26 protein-coding genes are annotated in these 22,658 nt (G+C 62.5%); 9 read left to right on the top strand and 17 right to left on the bottom strand.

All coding sequences use genetic code 11. From position 1 onward, the window contains the following. Positions 1–2: 2 nt before the first annotated feature. From ASD58_RS21820 to modA, 5 genes are all read right to left on the bottom strand, one after another. Complete coding sequence (locus ASD58_RS21820) at positions 3–365, bottom strand: DUF805 domain-containing protein (RefSeq protein ID WP_057263321.1); 363 nt, start codon at positions 363–365, stop codon at positions 3–5. A 78-nt stretch (positions 366–443) separates the two neighbouring features. After that, positions 444–1,244, bottom strand: a complete 801-nt coding sequence (locus ASD58_RS21825; protein WP_057263322.1) for a TOBE domain-containing protein — start codon at positions 1,242–1,244, stop codon at positions 444–446. Beyond that, positions 1,237–1,917 (bottom strand): ABC transporter ATP-binding protein, encoded by a 681-nt coding sequence (locus ASD58_RS21830; RefSeq protein WP_057263323.1) that lies wholly within the window; start codon positions 1,915–1,917, stop codon positions 1,237–1,239. The genes ASD58_RS21825 and ASD58_RS21830 overlap by 8 nt, the downstream gene beginning before the upstream one ends. Continuing rightward, entirely contained in the window at positions 1,914–2,588 is a 675-nt protein-coding gene (gene modB, locus ASD58_RS21835) for a molybdate ABC transporter permease subunit (RefSeq protein WP_057263324.1), read from the bottom strand. Before modB ends, ASD58_RS21830 begins: the two co-directional genes overlap by 4 nt. Positions 2,589–2,591: 3 nt before the next feature. Continuing rightward, on the bottom strand, positions 2,592–3,326 hold the full coding sequence (gene modA, locus ASD58_RS21840; RefSeq protein WP_057263325.1) for a molybdate ABC transporter substrate-binding protein: 735 nt from the start codon (positions 3,324–3,326) through the stop codon (positions 2,592–2,594). A gap of 116 nt (positions 3,327–3,442) precedes the next feature. On the opposite strand from modA, the gene ASD58_RS21845 reads away from it, so the two are divergent. The 6 genes from ASD58_RS21845 (at position 3,443) to ASD58_RS21870 (ending at position 8,042) form a co-directional block, all read left to right on the top strand. After that, positions 3,443–4,027: a GbsR/MarR family transcriptional regulator gene (locus ASD58_RS21845; protein ID WP_057263326.1), complete on the top strand. Its 585-nt coding sequence runs from the start codon at positions 3,443–3,445 to the stop codon at positions 4,025–4,027. After that, positions 4,024–4,233, top strand: coding sequence for a cytochrome oxidase putative small subunit CydP (gene cydP / locus ASD58_RS21850; protein ID WP_057263327.1), 210 nt, complete (start codon positions 4,024–4,026; stop codon positions 4,231–4,233). Before ASD58_RS21845 ends, cydP begins: the two co-directional genes overlap by 4 nt. Beyond that, positions 4,217–5,773 carry a cytochrome ubiquinol oxidase subunit I gene (locus tag ASD58_RS21855; RefSeq protein WP_057263328.1) on the top strand — a complete coding sequence of 519 codons (1,557 nt, stop codon included), beginning with the start codon at positions 4,217–4,219 and terminating at the stop codon, positions 5,771–5,773. Before cydP ends, ASD58_RS21855 begins: the two co-directional genes overlap by 17 nt. After that, positions 5,770–6,912 carry a cytochrome d ubiquinol oxidase subunit II gene (cydB, locus tag ASD58_RS21860; protein ID WP_057263329.1) on the top strand — a complete coding sequence of 381 codons (1,143 nt, stop codon included), beginning with the start codon at positions 5,770–5,772 and terminating at the stop codon, positions 6,910–6,912. The genes ASD58_RS21855 and cydB overlap by 4 nt, the downstream gene beginning before the upstream one ends. Before the next feature lie 12 nt (positions 6,913–6,924). Next, positions 6,925–7,077, top strand: coding sequence for a cytochrome bd-I oxidase subunit CydX (gene cydX, locus ASD58_RS21865; RefSeq protein ID WP_057263330.1), 153 nt, complete (start codon positions 6,925–6,927; stop codon positions 7,075–7,077). Positions 7,078–7,160: 83 nt separating this feature from the next. Beyond that, positions 7,161–8,042: a PhzF family phenazine biosynthesis protein gene (locus tag ASD58_RS21870; protein ID WP_057263331.1), complete on the top strand. Its 882-nt coding sequence runs from the start codon at positions 7,161–7,163 to the stop codon at positions 8,040–8,042. On the opposite strand, the gene ASD58_RS21875 is transcribed toward ASD58_RS21870, so the two are convergent. Beyond that, positions 8,029–8,244 (bottom strand): hypothetical protein, encoded by a 216-nt coding sequence (locus ASD58_RS21875; RefSeq protein ID WP_057263332.1) that lies wholly within the window; start codon positions 8,242–8,244, stop codon positions 8,029–8,031. The genes ASD58_RS21870 and ASD58_RS21875 overlap by 14 nt on opposite strands. After that, positions 8,245–9,090 carry a nucleotide excision repair endonuclease gene (locus ASD58_RS21880; RefSeq protein ID WP_057263333.1) on the bottom strand — a complete coding sequence of 282 codons (846 nt, stop codon included), beginning with the start codon at positions 9,088–9,090 and terminating at the stop codon, positions 8,245–8,247. A 26-nt stretch (positions 9,091–9,116) separates the two neighbouring features. On the opposite strand from ASD58_RS21880, the gene ASD58_RS21885 reads away from it, so the two are divergent. Further along, on the top strand, positions 9,117–9,614 hold the full coding sequence (locus ASD58_RS21885; protein ID WP_057263334.1) for a YgjP-like metallopeptidase domain-containing protein: 498 nt from the start codon (positions 9,117–9,119) through the stop codon (positions 9,612–9,614). On the opposite strand, the gene ASD58_RS21890 is transcribed toward ASD58_RS21885, so the two are convergent. From ASD58_RS21890 to ASD58_RS21935, 10 genes are all read right to left on the bottom strand, one after another. Beyond that, positions 9,570–9,959 (bottom strand): hypothetical protein, encoded by a 390-nt coding sequence (locus ASD58_RS21890; protein ID WP_057263335.1) that lies wholly within the window; start codon positions 9,957–9,959, stop codon positions 9,570–9,572. The genes ASD58_RS21885 and ASD58_RS21890 overlap by 45 nt on opposite strands. Continuing rightward, positions 9,953–10,489 carry a TIGR00730 family Rossman fold protein gene (locus ASD58_RS21895; RefSeq protein WP_057263336.1) on the bottom strand — a complete coding sequence of 179 codons (537 nt, stop codon included), beginning with the start codon at positions 10,487–10,489 and terminating at the stop codon, positions 9,953–9,955. Before ASD58_RS21895 ends, ASD58_RS21890 begins: the two co-directional genes overlap by 7 nt. Continuing rightward, positions 10,486–11,151: a TetR/AcrR family transcriptional regulator gene (locus ASD58_RS21900; RefSeq protein WP_057263337.1), complete on the bottom strand. Its 666-nt coding sequence runs from the start codon at positions 11,149–11,151 to the stop codon at positions 10,486–10,488. Before ASD58_RS21900 ends, ASD58_RS21895 begins: the two co-directional genes overlap by 4 nt. A 59-nt stretch (positions 11,152–11,210) precedes the next feature. After that, positions 11,211–11,558: a phasin family protein gene (locus ASD58_RS21905; protein WP_057263338.1), complete on the bottom strand. Its 348-nt coding sequence runs from the start codon at positions 11,556–11,558 to the stop codon at positions 11,211–11,213. Between the two features lie 72 nt (positions 11,559–11,630). Further along, entirely contained in the window at positions 11,631–15,251 is a 3,621-nt protein-coding gene (locus ASD58_RS21910; protein ID WP_057263339.1) for an EAL domain-containing protein, read from the bottom strand. A gap of 35 nt (positions 15,252–15,286) precedes the next feature. Next, positions 15,287–16,255: a PAS domain-containing sensor histidine kinase gene (locus ASD58_RS21915; protein ID WP_057263340.1), complete on the bottom strand. Its 969-nt coding sequence runs from the start codon at positions 16,253–16,255 to the stop codon at positions 15,287–15,289. 69 nt (positions 16,256–16,324) lie between these two features. Continuing rightward, positions 16,325–17,212 carry a triacylglycerol lipase gene (locus ASD58_RS21920; RefSeq protein ID WP_057263341.1) on the bottom strand — a complete coding sequence of 296 codons (888 nt, stop codon included), beginning with the start codon at positions 17,210–17,212 and terminating at the stop codon, positions 16,325–16,327. A gap of 3 nt (positions 17,213–17,215) precedes the next feature. Then, positions 17,216–18,823 carry a GMC family oxidoreductase gene (locus ASD58_RS21925; protein WP_057263342.1) on the bottom strand — a complete coding sequence of 536 codons (1,608 nt, stop codon included), beginning with the start codon at positions 18,821–18,823 and terminating at the stop codon, positions 17,216–17,218. Further along, positions 18,820–19,317, bottom strand: coding sequence for a hypothetical protein (locus tag ASD58_RS21930; protein ID WP_057263343.1), 498 nt, complete (start codon positions 19,315–19,317; stop codon positions 18,820–18,822). The genes ASD58_RS21925 and ASD58_RS21930 overlap by 4 nt, the downstream gene beginning before the upstream one ends. A 68-nt stretch (positions 19,318–19,385) precedes the next feature. Next, entirely contained in the window at positions 19,386–20,147 is a 762-nt protein-coding gene (locus tag ASD58_RS21935) for an RNA methyltransferase (RefSeq protein ID WP_057263344.1), read from the bottom strand. A 151-nt stretch (positions 20,148–20,298) separates the two neighbouring features. Between ASD58_RS21935 and ASD58_RS21940 the strand changes: the two genes are divergently transcribed. Together ASD58_RS21940 and ASD58_RS21945 are read left to right on the top strand one after the other, a co-directional pair. Next, positions 20,299–21,081 (top strand): inositol monophosphatase family protein, encoded by a 783-nt coding sequence (locus ASD58_RS21940; RefSeq protein ID WP_057263345.1) that lies wholly within the window; start codon positions 20,299–20,301, stop codon positions 21,079–21,081. A gap of 152 nt (positions 21,082–21,233) precedes the next feature. Continuing rightward, on the top strand, positions 21,234–22,652 hold the full coding sequence (locus ASD58_RS21945; RefSeq protein ID WP_082565601.1) for a DEAD/DEAH box helicase: 1,419 nt from the start codon (positions 21,234–21,236) through the stop codon (positions 22,650–22,652). The last annotated feature ends 6 nt before the right edge of the window (positions 22,653–22,658 follow it).

Below are 22,658 nucleotides of genomic sequence, written 5' to 3' on the forward strand. Positions count from 1 at the left end.
TCTTACTTTGCGATGTTCACTTGCAGGTAATCGTGGCGCGACAGCGGGTCATCGCCGTAACGGTTCTTGCCTTCACCGCCGCGGCGGCAAAGCAGGAGCAGTACCCAGAGCGGGCCCAGGACAGGGATCAACAGCAAAAGAAGGCTCGGGCCGGAGCGGCCGATATCGTGCAGGCGCTGGGTGGACACGGCCAGCGCGCCCCAGGTGAAGGCCAGCGCAAACACGGCGGCGCCGGGGTCGCCCAGCAACTCATTGGCAAGCATGCCGAAGGCCAGGCAGACCAGGGCAAGTGCGACGATGCGTGTCAGCCAGGTGCGACGATTGATGCGCCCCTGGCATCGGAAATATTTTGCTAGCAGTTCCATTTCATTTCCCACAAAGGACGGGGCGGGCCCGAAAAGTGGACTAGCTTAGCAAATCCTAATAAAGTTGCATAACGGAATTCATATCGGAACACCTATGATTACGCTGGATGCCTTGAACAGGGCCGTCGCTTCGATGCCGACTTCAAGCTCCATCGACAGTTCGCTGTCGCGCGTGACGGTGGCGGCGATGGTGCCTCCGCCAGGCAAGGCAATGGTCACCTCGGAATTAACGGCGCCAGGCTGCACGCGGCATACCGTGCCGCGCAGTTGATTTCGCGCCGACAGTTTGCCGGTTTCGCCGGTCGCCAGAATGATCGAAGAAGCCTTAACTAAAGCGAAAGCTTCAGTTCCTTCTTGCAAACACAGGCTTTCCGTGCTCTCGTGTGTGATGATTGCAACAATCTCCTGCCCTCCAACAATGCGCAGGATGATTTCATCATTGACCGCGCCCGGCTTGATGCTGGCCACGGTGCCCGAGAATTGATTGCGCGCGCTGGTTTTCATTTTCATTGATTGCAACAGGAGGTAATCATCTGCCAACCCTTGCGATTGGCGGCTCAGGTGTTTCATGAACACGGTGTGTTCGTATTCGATGCGGCGGAAGTTCGCCACCAGTTGCGCACCCCGATGCGTGAGCCGCGTTCCGCCGCCGCCCTTGCCGCCGGCGGAACGCTCCAGCAGCGGCTCGCCTGCCAGGTTGTTCATCGCGTCGATCGCATCCCAGGCAGCCTTGTAGCTCATGCCGATGGCCTTGGCGCCTTGCGTGATCGAGCCATGTTGCGCGATGCTTGCCAGCAGCTCCACGCGCTGGTGCCCGCCAAAGTCCTGGCCATCGAGCGTGATCCATACTTCGCCTTGCAGTGCGACCTGCTTAACCATTCGTGCCCTCCCCGGCCACACGGCCGTCCGACATCGTCAGTACATGGCCGCCGAAAGTAGCGGCATCGTCAGGATCGTGCGTAATCAGCAGCATCGGGATATCGAGCCGCCGTTGCAGGCTATCGAGCTCGGCGCGCATGCGCACGCGCAGGGCCGGGTCCAGCGCGGCGAATGGTTCATCGAGCAGCAAGGCGCTCGGCTCCGCCACCAGCGCACGCGCCAGCGCCACGCGCTGCCGCTGCCCCCCGGACAATTCCATGGGCCGCTGGTGCGCCACATCGGCCAGGCCGAAAGCTTCCAGCCAATAGCGCACCGCTTCCGGTTCACCCCGCGGCGCCGGATTGAACCAGCCGCGATTCAGGCCGAAGCCGATGTTCTGCCGCACGTTCAAGTGCGGGAACAGCGCATAGTCCTGGAACAGGTAACCCACGCGCCGTTTGCGCGCCGGCACATCGATGCCTGCGCTGCTATCGAACAGCTTTCGCCCGTCCAGTTCGATCATGCCGCTGTCCGGCTGCGACAAGCCGGCAATCGCCTTCAGCATCTGGCTCTTGCCCGCGCCCGAAGCGCCGTAGATGACTACGCGCTTGCTGGCCGATTCGAACTGCGCATCCAACTGGAAGCTGCGTGGTCCGGCACGCAGGGCCTTGCGGATGTTCACGCTGATTGTCATGCCGCCCCCTGCGCGCGGTTCGGCACCAACCGGTTGGCCGCCACCAGCACGATGATGCAGGTGAGCGACGTGATGATCACCAACAGGTTGGCCGTATCGTCCTGGCCGGCCTGCACCGCCTCATACACGGCAATCGACAGGGTCTGCGTCTTGCCGGGAATACTGCCTGCCACCATCAGCGTGGCGCCGAATTCGCCCATCGAACGCGCGAACGCCAGCAAGGTGCCTGCCAGCACACCGCGCCACGCCAGCGGCAAGCTGACGCGCAGGAACACGGCTAGCGGCGGCACGCCAAGCACGCGGGCGGCCTGCTCCAGTTGCACGTCCACTGCTTCAAACGCCGAGCGTGCGCCTTTCAACACCAGCGGGAACGCCACCACCGCCGCCGCAATGACCGCGCCCTGCCAGGTGAAGATCAGGTTGATGCCGAAATGCTGCTGCAGCCAATGCCCGATCGGGCCATTGCGGCCGATCAGCACCAGCAGGTAATAACCCAGAACCGTCGGCGGCATCACCATCGGCAGCGTAAGCAAGGCGTCCAGCACATCGCGACCGGGAAAGCGGCCGCGCGCCAACAGGTAGCCAAAGCCGACGCCCAGTACCAGGTCGATCAAGGTAGCCCACAACGCCACCTTCAGTGACAAGCCAAGGGCAATCAACGCAGCATCCATGTTTTATGGTTTCCCGAATCCGAAGCGGGCCAGGATGGACTGGCCGCCCGGCGACATGATGAATTCCGCAAAGGCGCGGCCGCCAGCTGCATTCGGCCCATCCTTGATCACGGCCAGCGGATAAGTGATTGGCGTCGCGGTCGGCACCACCATCGCCGTGCGCACCTTTTCCGGCTGCGAAGCGACGTCGGTCTGGTACACCAGCCCCGCCTCGACCTCGCCGCGTGCGATGTAATCAAGGCTCTGGCGCACATTGGTGCCGAACACGAACTTCGGTCCCAGTTCGCCCCACAGGCCCACCTTCTCCAATGCAGCTTTGGTATAACGGCCTACCGGCACGCTGGCTGGGTTACCCGTGGTCAGGCGCTGCAGCGCCGGCTGGCGCAAATCGGCCAGCACACGCAAGTCCAGCTTGCTGCCGAATGGTACTGCCACCACCAGCCGGTTGCTGGCGAAGTCGCGGCGGCTGCCGGGTGCCACATGCGGCTGTGCCTTGTCCATGGCCTCCTGGTCGGCGGATGCGAACACGTCGACCGGCGCACCCTTCGCAATCTGGGCGACCAGTGCATCGGAAGCGGCAAAATTCAACAGGACCTTGTTGCCGGGGTGGGCTGCCTCGAACGCGGCTGCTGCCTCACGGAAAGCGTTGTTGAGACTGGCTGCGGCGGATACAGTGATATCTGCAGCAAAGGCGGCGCCAGCGGCGCTCAACAGCAAGACAGCAGTGATACGTTTCATCAGCTTTCCTTTCCAAAAGCGCAATATACAAGATTATACAGCGCAAAGTTTTTTGGATCGTTTTATAATTTCAGGAAATACTGAAAATTCAAAAACTCAAGGAAGAAGATCAAGAAATGGTAAACCTGAGCCCTCTCGCACAGAAATTCATCCTCCACTTTGGCGAAATGGGTAGCCGCTGGGGGATCAACCGCACTGTCGGGCAAATCTATGCCCTGCTTTACGTCAGCAACCGCCCGCTGAACGCCGACGAAATCGCCGAACACCTGGAATTTTCGCGCTCCAACGTCTCCATGGGCTTGAAGGAGCTGCAATCCTGGCGCCTGGTCAAGCTGCTGCACCAGCCGAACGACCGCCGCGAATATTTCGAACCGCCGAAAGACGTCTGGGACATCTTCAAGGCCCTGCTGGAAGAGCGCCGCCGCCGCGAGGTCGAACCGACCTTGTCGATGCTGCGCGACGCCATGCTGGAATCCGCCTCCACGGCTGAAGACCGCTACGCCCAGGAACGCATGCGTGAAATGTATGAACTGATCGAGCTTTCCAGCTCCTGGTTCGATGACGTACAGAGGCTCTCGCCGGACACACTGGTCTCGCTGATGAAAATGGGCTCCACCGTCAAGAAGCTGCTCGATGTGGGCGACGTGGTGCGCGGCAAATTCCGCTCCAGCCGCAGCGAGGCCGAAGAGGACACCAAATGAAGCCCCCCGGCCGCCGCAGCCTGGCACTGTCAATCACGATCGCGCTGGCCGTCAAGGCCTTGCTGTTGTATGGCCTGTGGTACGCCTTTTTCTCGCATCCCCAAACCAAGAAAATGCGGCTGCCGACCGGGCAAGTGGAGAAGCACCTGCTCGCGGCCCCCGCGCCAACCCTTACCGAAAAGGTGAATAATGGCACCCGTCGATGAAGTTGTTGCCTTGTCCCGGCTGCAGTTCGGGCTCACGGCTCTCTACCATTTCCTGTTTGTCCCCCTCACGCTGGGATTGTCCTGGATCCTGGTGATCATGGAGTCGGTCTATGTGATGACCGGCCGCGAAATTTATCGCGACATGACCAAGTTCTGGGGCAAGCTGTTCGGCATCAACTTTGCCATGGGCGTCACCACCGGCATCACGCTGGAATTCCAGTTCGGCACCAACTGGGCCTACTACTCGCACTACGTGGGCGATATCTTCGGCACGCCGCTGGCGATTGAAGGCATGATGGCCTTCTTCCTTGAATCGACCTTTGTCGGCCTGTTCTTCTTCGGTTGGAACAAGCTGTCCCGGCGCCAGCATTTGTTCGTCACCTTCCTGGTGGCGCTGGGCTCCAGCCTGTCCGCGCTGTGGATCCTGATCGCCAACGGCTGGATGAACCACCCGGTCGGTGCGCAGTTCAATTACGAAACCATGCGCATGGAGCTGACCAGCATCGCCGACGTGATCTTCAATCCGGTGGCGCAGGTGAAGTTCGTGCATACCGTGGCGGCAGGCTATGTGACAGCCTCGATGTTCGTGCTTGGCGTTTCGGCCTGGTACTTGCTGAAGGCGCGCGACGTGGCCTTTGCGCTGCGCTCGTTCGCGATCGCCGCCGGTTTCGGCCTGGCGTCGACGCTGTCCGTGATTGTGCTGGGCGACGAATCGGGCTACACGGCGGGCGAAGTGAACAAGGTCAAGCTGGCGGCGATTGAGGCCGAATGGCATACAGTCCCCGCCCCTGCCGGCATCACCGTCTTCGGCCTGCCCAATGATAAGGAGCAGCGCACCGACTACGCGGTGAAGATTCCTTACGTGCTGGGCCTGATCGCCACCCGCTCGGTCGACAAGCAAGTCACCGGCATCAAGGATCTTAAAGACGAACACGAAATCCGTATCCGCAACGGCATGAAAGCCTATGCCGCACTGACCCGCCTCAAATCAGGCGACAAGTCGCCGGAAGCCGTGGCCGCCTTCCAGGCCTTGCAGGAAGACCTGGGGTACGGCTTGCTGCTGAAGAAATACACGCCAAACGTGATCGACGCCACGGACGTGCAAATCAAGATGGCGGTGGACGACACCATCCCTAAAGTAGCACCGTTGTTCTGGGCCTTCCGCGGCATGGTGGGCCTGGGGCTGACTTTCCTGTTCATCTTCAGCGCTTCGTTCTACTTCCTGATCCGCCAACGCCTGGCGCCCCAGCGCTGGCTGCTCAAGCTGGCCGTGTTTGCGATTCCGCTGCCGTGGATTGCCGCGGAGCTGGGCTGGATCGTGGCGGAATACGGTCGCCAGCCGTGGACGATTGCCGGCATCCTGCCGACTCACCTGTCGGCCTCCAGCATCCAGCCATCGAACCTGTATTTCAGCCTCGCCGGCTTCGCGCTGTTCTATACGGTGTTGCTGGTGATTGAGTTGAAGCTGATGTTCAAGTACGCCCGCCTCGGGCCAAGCGCCCTGCACACCGGCAAATACCACTGGGAGCAACAATCATGATCTTCGATTACGAGACTTACAAAGTAATCTGGTGGTGCTTCGTCGCCGTGCTGCTGCTGGGCTTTGCGCTGACCGACGGCTTTGATTTCGGCGTCGGCATGTCCCTGCCCTTCCTCGGCAAGGACGACACCGAACGCCGCGTCATCATCAACACCATCGGCCCGACCTGGGAAGGCAACCAGACCTGGTTCATCGCCGCCGGCGGCACGCTGTTCGCCGCCTGGCCGCTGGTCTATGCTGCCGCTTTCTCCAGCCTGTACATTGCGCTGATCGTGGCGCTGTTCGCCCTGTTCTTCCGGCCTGTGGGCTTTGACTACCGCAGCAAGATCGCCGACCCGCGCTGGCGCAACACCTGGGACTGGGGCCTGTTCATCGGTGGCTTTGTGCCGCCGCTGATCCTGGGCGTTGGCATGGGCAATGTGCTGCAAGGCATACCGTTCCGCTACGACGACCTGCTGCGCCTTGAATACACCGGCAATTTCTTCCAGTTGCTCAATCCGTTCGGCTTGCTGTCCGGCCTACTGGCCGTCGCCATGCTGGCCATGCACGGCGCCACTTTCCTGCACCAGAAAACGGAAGGCGTGATTGCCGACCGCGCGCGCCGCATGGCAATGGCCGCCGCCGTGCTGACCATCGTACTGTTCGCCGCCGCTGGCATATGGGTCGCCACTGGCTTGCCGGGCTACCGCATCACCGCCATGCCCGATGCCGGCACCGCTTTCATGCCACCGGCGAAAACCGTGGTCGTTGCTGCCGGCGCCTGGATGGACAATTATTCGCGCTGGCCGCTCACGCTGGCCTTCCCCGCCGCCGCAGTCCTCGGTGCTGTACTGGTGTTGGCGCTTAGCGCCGCACGCCGCACGCTTGCAGCCTTCCTTGCCAGCGGCATGAGCGTCGCCGGCATCCTGCTGACGGCCGGCGGCGCCATGTTCCCCTTCGTTCTGCCGTCTTCGCTGGTGCCCTCGCACAGCCTGACTGCGTGGGACGCCACTTCCAGCCACAAGACGCTGGCCGTGATGTTCTGGGTGGTAGTGGTCATGCTGCCGATCATCGTGATGTACACAAGCTGGGTCTACCGCGTGGTGCGCGGCAAGGTGACCAGCGCCCACATCCACGAAAACGAACATACTGCTTATTGAAAGGAATCAGCCATGTGGTACTTCACCTGGATCCTGGGCATCTGCGTCGCCGTCTTTGCCGCCATCATCAATGTGATGTGGCTGGAAGCCAACTATGCCTTCGGCGAACGCAATGAAGACCTGACCCGCAGCCGCTTCGAATCCGCCCGCGACGCGGAGGTGTAGCGGGCGCCGGGCCGATACAGTATTGGCCCGGGATTACCCAAGTGTCGCTTTAGCGCGCGGCAAGCGGCACGTACACTGGATGCATGAAAACCGTTCCCATCAAAACTGTTGACGTGTTCACCAGTACACCGTTCAAGGGCAATCCAGTCGCCGTCGTGCTGGACGGGACCGGGCTATCCACGGCGCAGATGCAGCAAATCGCCAGCTGGACCAACCTGTCCGAGACCGCCTTCGTGCTACCTGCCACGGCCCTGGGCGCAGACTACAACGTGCGCATTTTCACGCCCGGCGGCGAAATGCCCTTCGCCGGGCATCCCACCATCGGCACCGCACACGCATTGCTGGAAGCCGGCACGATTGCTGCGCGCGATGGCGCCCTGCTCCAGCAATGCCCTGCCGGGCTGGTTCGTCTGACAGTGGAAACGGCGACGGACGGCGCGCGGTGGATTTCCTTCGACCTTCCCAAGCCGAGCTGCACGGCCCTCGATGCCGCGCAGGCCGATGAACTGCATGCCATTCTCAAGACACCGCTGGCACAAGGCATCGCACCTCACCTGGTCGACGTCGGTGCACGCTGGGTGATCGCCCAATTACCAAGCGCAACGGCCGTACTGGATTGCGTGCCGGACCTGGCACGAATGAAAGTGCAGGACATCAAAGGCCGTCATACCGGCGTCGTGATTTTCGGCCCGCATGCAGCGCGCACCGAGGCACAGATAGAAGTGCGAGCCTTCGCGCCGGCGCATGGCGTCAGCGAAGACCCGGTCTGCGGCAGTGGCAACGGCAGCCTCGCCGCTTACTTGCGCCACACTGGCCAGGCCGACCTCTCTGGCCGAGAGTTCCTGGCATCGCAAGGCGTTCGCGTTGGCCGGTCAGGGAAAATAAGGCTATCGATCAGCGATGACGTAATCCGCGTCGGCGGCAACGCGATCACCTGCATTGACGGCTCGATCAGGCTACCCTGACCACTTCTGGATAAGCCGGCCGCGCCTCTTCGTGGAAAAGATCGCCGAGATAGAGCGCCAGGTCGGCCTCCTCCACGTCATGCGGGATGACGAAATCGGCCGGGCGGCGCTTGCCGTCCGAACCGGGATAGAAAGCAGCCCACTGGCTGCCCTGGCGCTCGATATGGATGCGCGTGCCGAATACATTGAACTTCAACGCCATTCAAAGCTCCTCGATGCGTAAGCTGCCCGACTGCAGCGGGCGCACCAGAATATTGTACACATCGATATCGAAGCTCGCAGCGGCTGCCCGCGGCTTGTCGACGCCCAGGTAGCACCAGCGGTCGACGATCGCGCGCTGGTGCAGGCCGGCCGATTCTTCGACGATTGCCACCGCACCGGCGAACGGCCAGCGCGTCACGCGTAGCGGTTCCAATGCCAGCCGCACGCGCACCGCATGGTTCGCCGCCGACTCCTCGCCAGTGCAAGCGCCTTTGCAGCGTGCCACTTGCCGCGCAAAGCACGGCCTTCCCGGCACGCCCTTCTCCAACCCCGCCGCGACCGAGCACAAGCCACGCGCATGGACCACGTCGCGCAGCGTTTCGATGGCGGCCTTCTTGCTGCCAAACAGCCCATAAAGCTGCTCGGCCAGCGCAAAATCCAGCTCACGCGCGAACACGATTTCGGGAACCTCGCCCGCCATGCTGATCGAACACATCTCGCGCAACCGGCGCAGCTTGGAATTGAACACCGGCTGGTGCCGTTTCACCAGCTCCGATTCGCGCAGCAAGGCGCCAATCTCGCCGCCAGTGCGCTCGAAGTCGATGGTGGCGGCGCGCGCCAGCATTTGCATTTCCTCCGCGGTGCGCATATGCGATAGCACCCGAGTGCGGATATTCACGCTCTTGCCGATATACACCGGCTTGCCGGCAGCATCGCGGAAGATGTAAATGCCCGGCAGCGACGGCAAGGCATCGATGCATTCTCGTGGGATGTGGGCGGGATAGCTGAAGTTCAATACGGGGTCGCTGACCACCAGCAGTCCCACCGAATTGACGTGGGTGCGCATGCGGGCATGATACCATTCGGCCCGCCATGAAATACCTCAGCGCATACTCAGAACAGACACTTTCCCAGGTCCGCCAGGTGATGGACCAGGGCCGCCTTGGCGAAGTGCTGCTGCAACGTTATCCAAAAGCCCACGACATCCGCAATGACCGTGCACTGTACGACTACGTCCAGGAGTTGCGCAACGAGTTCCTGCGCAATGCGGCGCCGATCGACAAAGTGGCATTCGACAGCAAGATCCACGTGATCAACCACGCGCTCGGCCTGCACACCTCCGTGTCACGCGTCCAGGGCGGAAAGCTGAAAGCAAAGCACGAAATCCGCGTCGCGACGATGTTCAGGGAGGTACCGCTGGAATTCCTGCGGATGATTGCGGTGCACGAGCTGGCCCACGTAAAAGAAAAACAACACGACAAGGCGTTCTATAAGCTGTGCACCTATATGGAGCCGAACTACCACCAGTACGAGTTCGACACCCGCCTATACCTCACCCACCTCGACGCGAGCGGCGAGCGACTCTGGTAGGCGGTGCTCGATGCCGCGCCACGCCAGCCAGGTGTGCAACGCCGGAACTGCCAGACAGGCAGACAGTCCCACTCCCAGCGGCAGCCGCATCCTGTCCAAGACGATGATCACCACCAGCGGCATCAGCGCGGACAGCACCTTGAACGTCCAGTGGCCATTGGCTTCAGCCACCGCGTCATAAGCCAGGTCGCGCCCCGCTTCTGAGGGCAGCCGGCGCAAGTCGGGGGAAAGGACGCGCCACAGCCACATGCACCATACGATGCGCTGCCGGCGTGGCGGCCGCCTGCCGCGCTCAGTCGCCAGGACTTGCGCCGCCAACCGCTCGGCTTCGTCCTTGTTCAGCATTTGAGGCTATGGACCAGCGCCGCTGGCGACGCATTCACGCGCACCAGGGCCGCATGCTGCGGCTTGATGAAGCCCTCGTCGCGGGCATGTTCGATGAAGCCAACCAGCTTGTCGTAAAAGCCATCCACGTTCAACAGGCCAACCGGCTTGCTGTGGATGCCAAGCTGCGACCAGGTCAGCATCTCGAACAGTTCTTCCAGCGTGCCCATGCCGCCCGGCATGGCGATAAAGCCATCCGACAACTGCGCCATCATGGCTTTGCGCTCGTGCATGTCCTTGACGATGAACTGGCGCGTCAGGCCCGTGTGCCCCACTTCGCGCTCCACCAGCGCAGTCGGGATCACGCCGGTCACCTCGCCGCCAAGGCGCAGTACTTCGTCAGCGATCACGCCCATCAAGCCCACATTGCCGCCGCCATACACCAGCGACAGGTTCTGCTCCACCAGCGCTTCTGCCAGCGCGCGCGCCTGTTCGGCGTAACGAGGGGAAGCGCCGGCATTGGCGCCGCAATACACGCAAATCGATTTCATTTGAGCTTCTTCAGGTATTCTTCGGACAGTTTCTGGAACAGCAGATGGGTTTCGCCGCGCAGGTAAGGCCCGATCTGGGACAGCACCTGGTAGCAGCCGCGCGCCAGCGCATCGGCCATCGATTGCTGCTCCGAGTATTTGCGCGGGTTGCGCACGTATTCGTAGGACAGCCAATAAGTCGCCACCACCACCATGTTTACAGACATGGCATCGATTGCCATGTCGCTGGCCTCCAGCGAACCTTCGCTGCGCAGGTCCAGGCACAGGTTGCGCGCCACCTTGATCTTGTGGGCCAGCAGTTCCTTGAACTCCAGTTCCAGCTTGCGGTTGCGCGACAGCAGGTCGTTCAGGTCGCGGTAGAAGAAGCGGTAGCGCCAGATCAGCTCAAACATCAGGTGCAGGTACAGCCACACATCCTCCACGTTCGAGCGGCGGCCGCTTGGCACCTGCAGCATGCGCTCTGCTTCGGCCTTGAACTGGACGAAGATGGAATTGACGATGTCGTCCTTGTTCCTGAAATGGTAATAGAGGTTCCCCGGGGAGATATTCATCTCCTCGGCAATGACAGTGGTCGTGATATTGGGCTCGCCGAACTCGTTAAACAAGCGCAGCGAGAGTTCCAGGATGCGTTCGCGGGTTCGTCTTGGCGCTTTTTGTAGCATAACAGGGGGGCTCTATTGTTTCCCCTGCAAGGATATCACTATTAGAAGTTTTCCAGAAGTTACGCTTTTTTCGTTGTCGCCTTTTTGACTGGCTTTTTCACCAAAGCCTTCAATTCTTCGACCTGGCGGCTCAATTCGTCCATCCGGTCGATCAGGGCGTTGATATCCTGCCGCATCGGCACGCCAATCGAGTCCAGTGCCCGGGTAACCCGCTCCTCGAACACCTTTTCCAGCGAGTTGACCGTTTCCTGAACATGGCCGGCGCGGTCGCCTTCACCGGCACGGGCACGTTTTTGAAGGTCGGTGAAAGCCCCCAGCCCCGCCTTCCAGATTTCCTGCGCCGATTCGCGTACTGCCTTGGTCAGCCGTTCTTCGCTTTCCTCAAACGATTTCGTCTTTTTACCCATGGCGGTGGCTCCTGTAATTATTCTGGAGCCATTGTACGGCGGGCACTCTAGAACCTGGATTCTAAAGGCAGGTCAATTCAGGTATTGCGGCGCCCTGATCTGGGAGTGCAGCCGGAAGCCTTCGCGGATATTCTCGCGCAGCACAGCCCCCTTCCACGGCTTGGTGTAGAAGCGGTCGATTGCGCCGTGGTTGATGGCCGCCATGATCGGCGTCAGGTCGGCATAGGCCGACAGCATGATCCGGAAGGTGTCCGGCGCCAGGTTCTTCACCCGTTCCATGAATTCGGTGCCGGTCATCATCGGCATGCACTGGTCGCACAGAATCACCTGCACGCGGTGCCGTGCCAGCACGTCAAAGCCTTCAGCCGCTGTCTGCGCCGTCAGGATCCGGTAGCCGTCCTGCGCCAGGAAGTCGCTCAGCACATCGAGCATGAAGGCATCATCATCGACAATCAGCAAGGTTTGCTGGTCGACGATATTTTCGTCGGACGGCGTTTGCAGGTGACGGCCTTCGCGCAGCATCTGCACGAAGTCGATCTCCGGCAAGGGCCGGCTGAAATAATAACCCTGCATCTCGTCGCAATCGTGGCGCCGCAGGTAGGAAAGTTGCGCGTCCTTTTCCACCCCCTCCGCAATCACCTTCAACTTCAGGCTGTGCGCCATATTGATAATGGCCAGCACAATCGCCGCATCGTCCGGGTTGCTGGTCACTTCGCGCACGAAGGCAATGTCGATTTTCAGCTTATCGATCGGGAAGCGCTTCAGGTAAGCCAGCGAGGAGTAACCGGTGCCGAAATCGTCGATCGAAATCTTTACTCCCAGCGCCTTCAGGTTCTGCAGCACGGTGATGGTTTCTTCGGCGTTGGACATCAGCGAGCTTTCGGTCAGTTCCAGCTCCAGCAGCTCCGGCGAGATATCGTTCTCCTTGATGGCCCGCATCACCTCCTCTTCCAGCCCGCCGACAAAGAACTGGATGCCGGACACGTTGACCGACAAGTGCACCGGTCCGACATCGCCCTTGGCCCACTCCGCGATCTTGCGGCAGGATTCGTGGATCACCCAGCTTCCCACCCGCACGATCAGGCCAGTCTCCTCCAGCAATGGGATGAACAGCGCCGGCGACACCATGCCGTGGCCGGGCCGCTCCCAGCGCAGCAATACCTCGGCGCCGCTGATGCGCCCGGAAGCGATATGCACCTTGGGCTGGTAGAACAGCCGGAATTCGCTGTTGTCGATCGCCCGGCGCAAGGCATTTTCCATGTCGAGCCGCGCCAGCGATTGTGCGTTCATCTCCGCGGTGAAGAAGCGGAATGCGTCGCGGCCGGCCTCCTTGGCGCGGTACATCGCCGTGTCGGCATATTGGATCAGGGTATCGGGGTCGCTGCCATCCTCGGGGAACACGGAAATACCGATACTTGCCGTCACCGTCACCTCATGTCCCTTCAGATCGAAGGGCTGGCGCATCGATTCCCGTATCTTGTCGACCACTGCAATGGCATTCTGCGCGCCTTCCGGCAGCATCAGGATCGCGGCGAATTCGTCGCCGCCGAAACGCCCGATGGTGTCGCGCACGCGCAGGCATTCCACCAGGCGGCTGGAGAACTGCCGCAGCAGTTCGTCGCCGATGGTATGGCCCAAGGTATCGTTGATGTTCTTGAAGCGGTCCATGTCAAGGAACAGCACCGCCAGCGCCCAGTTATGCTCGGCCGCCTGCTTCAGCGACAGCATCAGCGAATCGTAGAACTGGCTGCGGTTCGGCAGGCCGGTCAGGGTATCGAAGTGGGCCAGCTTGAGCAGGCGGCGCTCGGCCTCCTTGCGCTCCGTGATATCGCGCGCCACGGCCACCAGGATCCAGTTCTGGCCCGAGCGCAGCGTGCGGCGCTGCACCTCCACCGACAGGGGCGCCCCGTCTTTGCATTCCAGCACCAGCTCGGCCATCGCCCCGCTCTGGTCGCCCGCCAGCAGCTTGTCGTACAGGTCCTGCAAGGGCTGCAGGCCGGGGTCGAGCTCGCGCTCCGGCCCCACTTTCAGGAATTCTTCACGCGCGAAGCCCAGCATGCGGCACGCCGTGACGTTGACGTCGATGAAGCAGGAATTGGCCCGGTCCACCAGGAAGATGGCGTCGGCCGTCGCATCCATCGCCAGCCGGAAGCGGCGAAGGTCTTCGTCGAGCCGGATGCGCGCGTTCATGTCCAGTTGCAGCTGGGCGTGGTGGCGACTGATTTCCTCGTACAGCAGCAGGTTTTCGTAGGCGACCGAGATCTGCGCTGCCACCGTCACTGCCACCCGCTCATCCACTTCATTGAATTCATCGGCGCCCAGCTTGTCTACCAGGTACAGCCAGCCATGCACCCGTTCGCGTGAAGCGATCGGCACGCCAAGGAAGGAATGCACCTGCGGATGCGCGGCCGGCAGGCCGATCTCGCGCGGATCGCCGCCCAGGCGGCTCATGCGCACTGGCTGGCGTTGCTGCAGCAGGCTGTCGAGGATGCCGGCGCGCGCTTGGGCCGCCACCACCTTGGCCTGCTCGGCTGTGCCGCAGGTGGCGAAATAGCTGGTTTCCTGCGCATCCTGTTCCAGTACGCCGATGCAGGCGAAGCGCGACACGCAGATATTCTGCGCCACGCGCACGCCGATTTCGATCAGGCCCTGCGCATCGCGTTCGGCGCCCAGTTCGATTCCCAGCTCGATCAGCGCCGTCAGGCGCAGGCTGACTGCCTGCAGGCTGGAGAGCGAACGCGACAGCCGCTCCGTCATCTGGTTCAGGTGCTCGGGCTCTTCATGCGAGTCGCCATTATTGGCGATGCGCGTAATGAGCTGGCTGCTGGACTCCAGTTCATCAATGTATTCGGCAACCTTATGCTCGATATCGAACAAGCGTCCCTGGTTGGGTGGCTCCGGTGCGAACGCCGGCAGCGCCTCGCCCTGTTCCGCCATGCCCAGCGCCTGGTGCACCGTTTTCAGGATCACGTCCGGATCGGACGGCTTGGGCAGCACCCAGCGCACGCCGCAAGCTTCGGCCACGGCCATCGCCTCGCGTTCGCGGTAAGTCGCGGTGTAGAAAATGATCGGCACGTCCGCCAGCTCCGGCTTGCTGCGGATGCGGTTGACGAATTCGTAGCCATCCATGTTCGGCATCAGGATGTCGGAAATGACCAGGTCCGGCCGTTCCGCCTCCATCACCTTCAAGCCTTCCATGCCGCTGGAGGCTTCCAGCAAGCGGTGGCCGCTGTAACCGAGAAGCGTCATCAGGAACTCGCGGTTCAGCACGTGGTCGTCGACGATCAGGATCGTCGCGATGTCGTTCTCATCCCGGGGCGACATCTCCCCCGGTAAAAAAGACTCGATTTGCGTGACGAAGGTGTCGGGCTCGATCGGCTTGCCGATATAGCCGTCAAAGCCGGCCGCCAGCAGCTTTTCGCGGTCGCCAACCATGGCCAGCGCGGTCACGGCCAGCGCCGGAATGTCTTTCAGTTGCGGGTCTTGCTTCAGTTGCGCCACCACGCCGTAGCCGTCGAGCTTAGGCAGGTGCACATCGCAGATGATCAGGTCGGGCACTTCGCGGCGCGCCACTTCCACGCCTTCCTCGCCGTTGTGGGCCAGGAGTGGCTGATAGCCGAAGGCGCGGAGCAGGTACACCATCAGCTCCATATTCGTTGGGTTGTCTTCGATAATCAGGATGCGTGCTGACATTGCTACTCCTGTCAATGTATCGCCTCTAGTATCCGCTATTCCAGCGGCAATGTGAGCACAAATATGCTGCCATTGCCCGGTTTGTCGAAATGCCGTATCGATCCGTTCAACAATGCCGCGAGCTTCTGGCTCAGGCGAATGCCCAGTTGCTGCATGATGTCGTCGGTGACCCCGGTCCCGGTATCGCTGACGCTGACCTGCACCACCGGCCTGCCCTCGGCGACGCTGCGTTCCAGCGCGATACTGACTTCGCCCCGTTCGGTAAATTTGATCGCGTTATTCAACAGGTTGCCCAGCATCTGCTGCAAGGCGCGGCGGTCGGTGCGCAGCATCAGCGCCTGGGCCGGCGCGCGGAAGTGCAGCACCAGGCCTTTCTGCTTTGCCTGCGACCGGAGCGCCAGCACCAGTTCTTCAACAACGGCGCGGCAGTTCAGCGGCTCCGGATGCAGCTCCACCTTGCCCGAACCAATCTTGGCAAAGTCCAGCAAATCGTTGATCAGGGATAGCAGGTGGCGTGCACTGGCTTGCACGGTGCGCAGTTGCTTGTCCTGGTCCGCATTCAGCGGTCCCGGAAGCTGCATCAGCAAGGTGCCGGTGAAGCCGATGATGGCATTCAGCGGCGTGCGCAATTCATGCGACATGCTGCCCAGGAAGCGCTCCTTGGCCTGGCTGGCCTTGGCCAGTTCGCTGATATCGCGCACGGAATGGACTTGCAATCTGCGGCCGCCCTCACGCAGCTGGCTGCTGCGCACATCGGCCGGGAACCGGTCTCCGCCCTTGCGCATCGCGCAGGCTTCCGGCCCTTTAGGCAGCAAGGCCTCCAGCGCCATGCCGCGCAATTCGCCCGGCAGGTAATCGAACAGGTCTTCCGCCCGGCTGTTGGCCAACACGATGCGGCCATCTTCATCGGCTACCACGATCGCATCCGGCATGGATTCAAGCAGGCTGCCGAAGCGCTCTTCGGCCTCCAGGGTGTCCTCGATCTTGCCGTAGTCTGTCGCCATCGTCCCGCTTTCTGATTGAAACCCACTCGGATCAAAATTGCAGCGTTTCTTGCTTGGCCTCAAGACAGTCTAAGTGATCCCCATAATCTCCGCAAGAATGTGGCTCGAGATAGCGGGATGGCGGCCCATGCCGACATGGCCAATGCCATGCAAGGCGATATTGCGCGCCCCCGGAAGATGGCAGGAATCCTGCGGTGCAATGATGTTGTCGTGCCAGGAGTAGATGGACGTGAACAGGCCGCGCTGGCCGCGGTCGGCGGCATTGAGCTGCGCCAGCCATTCCGCATCGCGCCGCATCTGGCCGGCGTTGCGACCCGGCCCCATATGTGCCAGGTCGGTGCCATGGTGCGGCGTGGCCAGCGTGATGATGCGCGCCACATGGGCAGCGCCAAAGCGGCGCAGCCAGGCCCGTGCCACCAGCCCGCCCATGCTGTGCGCCACGATGACCACCTTCTCGCTGCGGCTGGCAGCCAGCAGCCCTTGTACGCCTTGCTCCAACTGCACGGCAAAATCCTCGATATCGCCGAACACCGGTTCCAGGTCCACGGTGGCATGGCTGTAGCCACGCTCCTCCAGCTGCGCCGCCAGGTGCACCCAGAAGCCGCCGTTCGCGCCGTAACCGTGCACCAGCAGCACCGGCAGGCCGCGCGGCGTCCTTGCAATATGCATGCGCGGCTGGTGGCGCAGCATATGCCAGGAGGTCACCGCCATGGTGGACGCATACTCGTGAAAGAACAGTTGCACGCGTTGCAGCAGCCCCAGTTGCGCCTGTTCCGGCACTGGCCGCAGCGTCATGCGGAAATTGTTGGCGGTGATGGCCAAGCGTACCAACAGTACAACGATCACCGCCAGCAGCAGCGCCACGTCGGCCGGAACCAGGCGCGAAAGCGCCCACGCGATGACGATCGCGACGGCCACTTGCGTGGCCATGATCATCATCAGCATGCGTTTTACCATTGGTCAGGCCTTTCTCGCCAGGCGCTCGGCCAGGCCGCTTGCCAGCCGGGCCGTCACGCCGTAAATCGACAACTGCGGGTTGGCGCCGAGGGAAGTCGGGAACAGGGAACCGTCATGCACCGACAGGTTGCCGATGCCGCGATACAAGCCGTCTGGCGCAACCACGCCGGTGGCGGCATCGCCCGTCATCGCGCAGCCGCCCATGACGTGGGCCGACACTACCCGCGTCAGCAGCTTTTGCATCGGCAGCGCGGCGATGGCCTGGCGCGCCTCGTCCCAGTTCTTGTACGGCTGCGTGACCAGTTCATGCACCGGGCTCACGGCATCGGCGCCGGCGGCGAACTGGATTTCGGCCATCGTCAGCAAGGCGCGGCGGGCGCCGTCCCAGAAGTACGGCGTCAGCGGATAGTCCAGTTGCGGCGAGCCGTCGCTGCGCAGCGTAACGCGGCCGCCTGCGGATTCCGGATGGAAGCCATCGCGCAGCAGCGCCAGCATGCCCTGCACATGGGCGAAGCGCTTCATCAGGTTGGCGTGCGCGGCACCGAAGGCCGACAGGGTGGTGGCGCCCAGCACCGGATGCAGTGGGGCGACTTCCAGCTTGTAGCCCATCGGGCCATCCACCGCCTGGGTGTGCATGAAATGGTCGGAATACACGGTTTGCGGCGCGCCGTTGAAGGCTTCCACCGCCTGCGGATAAAGCCCCATCGAGACCACCACCGGATGCAGGAAAGTGCGCTGGCCGAGCAGTTGCTGCGGATCGGGCGCGCCGGAACGCAGCAGCAGCGCCGGCGAGTTGATCGCACCGCCGGACACCACGAAGTGGCGCGCCTTGAGCGTCAGGCGGCGGCCGCTCGGCTGCATGCCGTCGGCGGTCAGCGCCACGCACTCCAGCGCACTGGCCTGGCCTCCGGCCAGCGTGAAGCGTTCGGCGCGGGCATGCGTCAGCAGCAGCGCGCCTTTTTCCAGCGCAGCCGGAATGGTCGTCACCAGCATCGACTGCTTGGCATTGGTCGGGCAGCCCATGCCGCAGTAACCCAGGTTCCAGCAGCCATTCACGTTGCGGCGGATCAGGGCAGTCTTGATGCCGAGCTTTTCGGCCCCGCTGCGCAGCAAGTCGTTGTTGGCGTTCGGCGGCGTCGGCCAATCATTGATGTGCAGGCGCTCTTCCATCTTCTGGAACCAGGGCGCCATGTCTTCCACGCCATAGTCGCGCAGGCCGTATTTCGACTGCCACCAGCCCAGCGTGTCGGCCGGCGTGCGGAAGCTGGAGGTCCAGTTGACGACCGTGGTGCCGCCCACCGTGCGGCCTTGTAGGATGTTGATTGCCTTGTCGGCGGTCTTGCGGGCGGCGGATTCCTGGTACAGGGATGGGTAGGCGTCAGCCTCGCGCATCTTGAAATCCTTTGAGGATTTCAGCGCCCCCTCTTCCACCATCAGCACCTTCAGGCCGGCCTGCGCCAGGATTTCCGCCGTCACGCCGCCGCCGGCACCGGTGCCGACGATGACCACGTCGGCATCGAAGCTGCGGTCCTGCTGCAGGGAAGAGGCGTCGATGACTTGCCAGCCGGCGGCGATGCCGGCCTGGATCGGATCAGGAATTGGACTGCTCATGCGCTCAGCTCCTTCATCGGGCCGGGATAGCCGATGTCCGCCCAGGTGGAAGGCTCGGCATACCAGCCGCCGATCACCAGGTCGTGCAGGCCGTGGTAAGCCGTTTGCAGCATTTCAGTGCGGTGGGTGCGCCAGCTTTGCAGGAAAGCCGCCACTTCGGCCGGCGTCGCTTCCGGCCAGGCGGGCACGCCGGCCAGCAGGCGGCGCGTGGGCGCCATGGAAAGCAGGCCAAACAGGTCGCTGATTTCCTTTTGCACCCGCAGCGGCAAGCCGTTGATGGCCGCGCCAACGCGGTCGATCGCTGCCGCCAGCGCAGGCGCATCGGGTGCACAGCCGGCCATGGCGGGAATCAGCACGGCCAGTATGCTGCGGCCCTGGTCGTCGAGCGCAAAACGCTGCGCCACCGCAGGGCGCAGTTGCCGGTACACGGCCCCGCCTGCGACAAGTGCCAGGCCGCCCAGCAGCCCGGCCTTCAAGAATGATCTGCGTTGCATCAAGTCCCCTCTTAATAGTTATAGGGGGATTCTAAGGACGCCGCCGCGCCCCGGCTAGAGAAAGGACTCTAATCCTTGCCGCTGCGCGCCTGCATCTGGCGCGCAATCCCGCGCAGGATGTTGACCTCTTCCGTTTCCAGCCCGGCGCGGGCGAACATGCGCTTCAGGCGCGGCATCAGCTTGCGCGGATTGTTTGCATCGAGAAAGCCGACCTCGACCAGCGCCTGCTCCAGGTGCTGGTACATGCCCTCGATCTGCGCCGCGCTGGCCGCCTCGCCGTGGAAACCGACCGGGCTGGCCGCGCGCTGCCCATCCAGCGCCGCCATGCGGCACTCATAGAGCAGCACCTGGGCCGCCTGCGCCAGGTTCAGGGACGAATAATCGGGATTGGCCGGAATATTCACCAGCACATTGCAAGGCTCGACAATTTCATTCGGCAGGCCGAAGCGCTCGTTGCCGAAGATCAGGGCCGCGCGCAGCTCGGCGCCGGCCGCCAGTTGCCCGGCAAATTCGCGCGGCGTCACCACCGGCGGCGAAAACTCGCGCAGCCGGGCCGATACGGCAGCCGTGAAGTTGATGCCTGCCAGCGCTTCGGCCATGCTGCCCACCACCCGCGCCGCGGACAGGATGTCCTGCGCCCCGGAGGCGAAAGCCACCGCCTCTTCATGCCCGCACGCCCCTTCGAAGCGCGGATTGACCAGCACCAGGTCGCTGAAACCCATGGTTTTCATGGCGCGCGCCACCGACCCGATATTGCCCGGGCGGCTGGTTTCCACCAAAACGACACGGAGGCGGCGGAAGGCGGAGGATGCGGTTTCGGTCTGCTTCATTTACAATAGCGGGATTCTGCGTTGGGCCGCATTTTACTCTGCCCGCACAACGCGCCGCTCTTTTTCAATCTTGTCATCATTTCCGCTGCCGGATGCGCGAAGCGTTTCCGTGGGCGGCAATGTCTATTTTACGGAAGCTAGTATGCACCCAATGCTGAATACGGCCATCAAGGCCGCGCGCCGTGGCGCCGCTGTGATCAACCGCGCATCCTTCGACCTGGATCGCGTGAACGTAACTGAAAAACAACACAATGACTTCGTCACTGATGTTGACCAGGCCGCCGAACAGGCCATCATCGAAGTGCTGCTGAAAGCCTACCCGGACCATGCCATCTTCGCCGAAGAATCCGGCATCACCGGCACCGTCAATGACGAGAGCGAATACGTGTGGATCATCGATCCACTGGACGGCACCACCAACTTCATGCATGGCTTCCCACAGTACTGCATCTCCATCGCCCTGCAGCAAAAAGGCGTGGTGACCCAGGCCGTGGTCTACGACCCGGTGCACAACGACCTGTTCACCGCCAGCAAAGGCGCCGGCGCCTACCTCAACGAAAAGCGCATCCGCGTCAACAAGCTCGACCGCATCAGCGGCGCCCTGCTGGCCTCCGGCTACAAGCCGGGCAGCCCGGCCGCCATCGCCGAATTCGCCAAGATGTTCACCATCATGGCTGAGCGTTCGCACGGCATCCGCCGCGCCGGCTCCGCCGCCCTGGACCTGGCCTACGTCGCCTGCGGCCGCCTGGACGGCTACTACGAAAAGAACCTGAAACCTTGGGACATCGCGGCCGGCGCCCTGCTGGTGACCGAAGCCGGCGGCATCGCTGGCGAATTCAACGGCGAATCCAACTATATGAATACCGGCCACATCATCGCGGCCTCGCCGAAAGTGTTCGGCCAGATGGTTGGCCTGCTGGCGGAATTTGCATAAAAACAAGCCCAAATCCGCCACACAATGAGGCCCTGCGGGGCCTCATTTGCTATTGCTGTGCGTCAACGAATCTGACTTACTGTTATACTCCGCACAGGGCCGACGTTTCCGTATGGCAATAATTTCCACATAATTTCTATAATAACCACACTATGTCTTTCTCCGACCTCGGCTTGTCAGATGCCATCGTGCGCGCGGTAGCCGAAACCGGCTATACAGCCCCCACTCCGATTCAAAGCCAGGCCATTCCTGCCGTATTGAATGGCGGCGACCTGCTGGCCGGCGCCCAGACCGGCACCGGCAAGACCGCCGGCTTCACGCTGCCTGTGCTGCATCGCCTGTCCACCGACGCCATTGGCAGCAAGCTGGCGAACAACACCTCGCCGCGCCCGATCCGCGCCCTGATCCTGACCCCGACCCGCGAACTGGCGGCGCAGGTGGAAGAAAGCGTCAAGACCTACGGTAAATACACCAAGCTGAATTCAGCCGTGATCTTTGGCGGCGTCAGCATCAACCCGCAGATCAAGCTGCTCAAGCACGGCGTCGACATCCTGGTTGCCACCCCCGGCCGCTTGCTGGACCACATGGGCCAGGGCACCGTCAACCTCGACAAGATCGAAATCCTGATCCTGGACGAAGCCGACCGCATGCTGGACATGGGCTTCATCCGCGACATCCGCAAGGTGCTGGCTGCCCTGCCGCCGAAGCGCCAGAACCTGCTGTTTTCGGCCACCTTCTCCGACGAGATCAAGGCCCTGGCCGACGGCCTGCTGGATAATCCGAAGACCATCGAAGTGGCGCGCCGCAATTCGACGGTGGAAATCATTTCGCAGAAGATCCACCCGGTCGACCGCGACAAGAAGCACCCGATGCTGTCGCACCTGATCCGCACGCACGGCTGGACCCAGGTGCTGGTATTCACCCGCACCAAGCACGGCGCCAACAAGCTGGTCGAACAGCTGGGCCGCGACGGCGTGAAAGCCATGGCGATCCACGGCAACAAGAGCCAGACCGCGCGTACCCGTGCTTTGGCCGAGTTCAAGGACGGCACGCTGCAATGCCTGGTCGCCACCGATATCGCCGCGCGCGGCATCGACATCGACCAGCTGCCGCACGTGGTCAACTACGACCTGCCGAACGTACCGGAAGACTATGTGCACCGCATTGGCCGCACCGGCCGCGCCGGCGCCAAGGGCGAAGCGGTGTCCCTGGTCTGCGTCGATGAACACACCATGCTGCGCGACATCGAACGCCTGATCAAGCAAACCCTGCCGCGCGAAGTGATCGCCGGTTTCGAGCCCGATCCGAATGCCAAGGCACAGCCGATCCAGTTGCGCAGCGGCGTTGGCCACCACCAGAACCGCCCGGCACGCCAGGGTGGCGGCGGTAACGGCAATGGCGGCGGCAACCGCAGCCAGAACGGCCAGGGCAAGCCACGCGTAGCGGCCAACGGCAGCGGCAACGCGCCGCGCGGTGCGGCCCCGGCCGGCATTCGCCGCGACGCCCGCCCAGGCGGCAGCCCAAGCGGCTCCCGCCCATCCAACGCCCCGCGCAACCGCCCTCCACGCTGAGCCAGG

It is taken from the genome of Duganella sp. Root1480D1 (assembly GCF_001427305.1).
Taxonomy (GTDB): domain Bacteria; phylum Pseudomonadota; class Gammaproteobacteria; order Burkholderiales; family Burkholderiaceae_D; genus Rugamonas.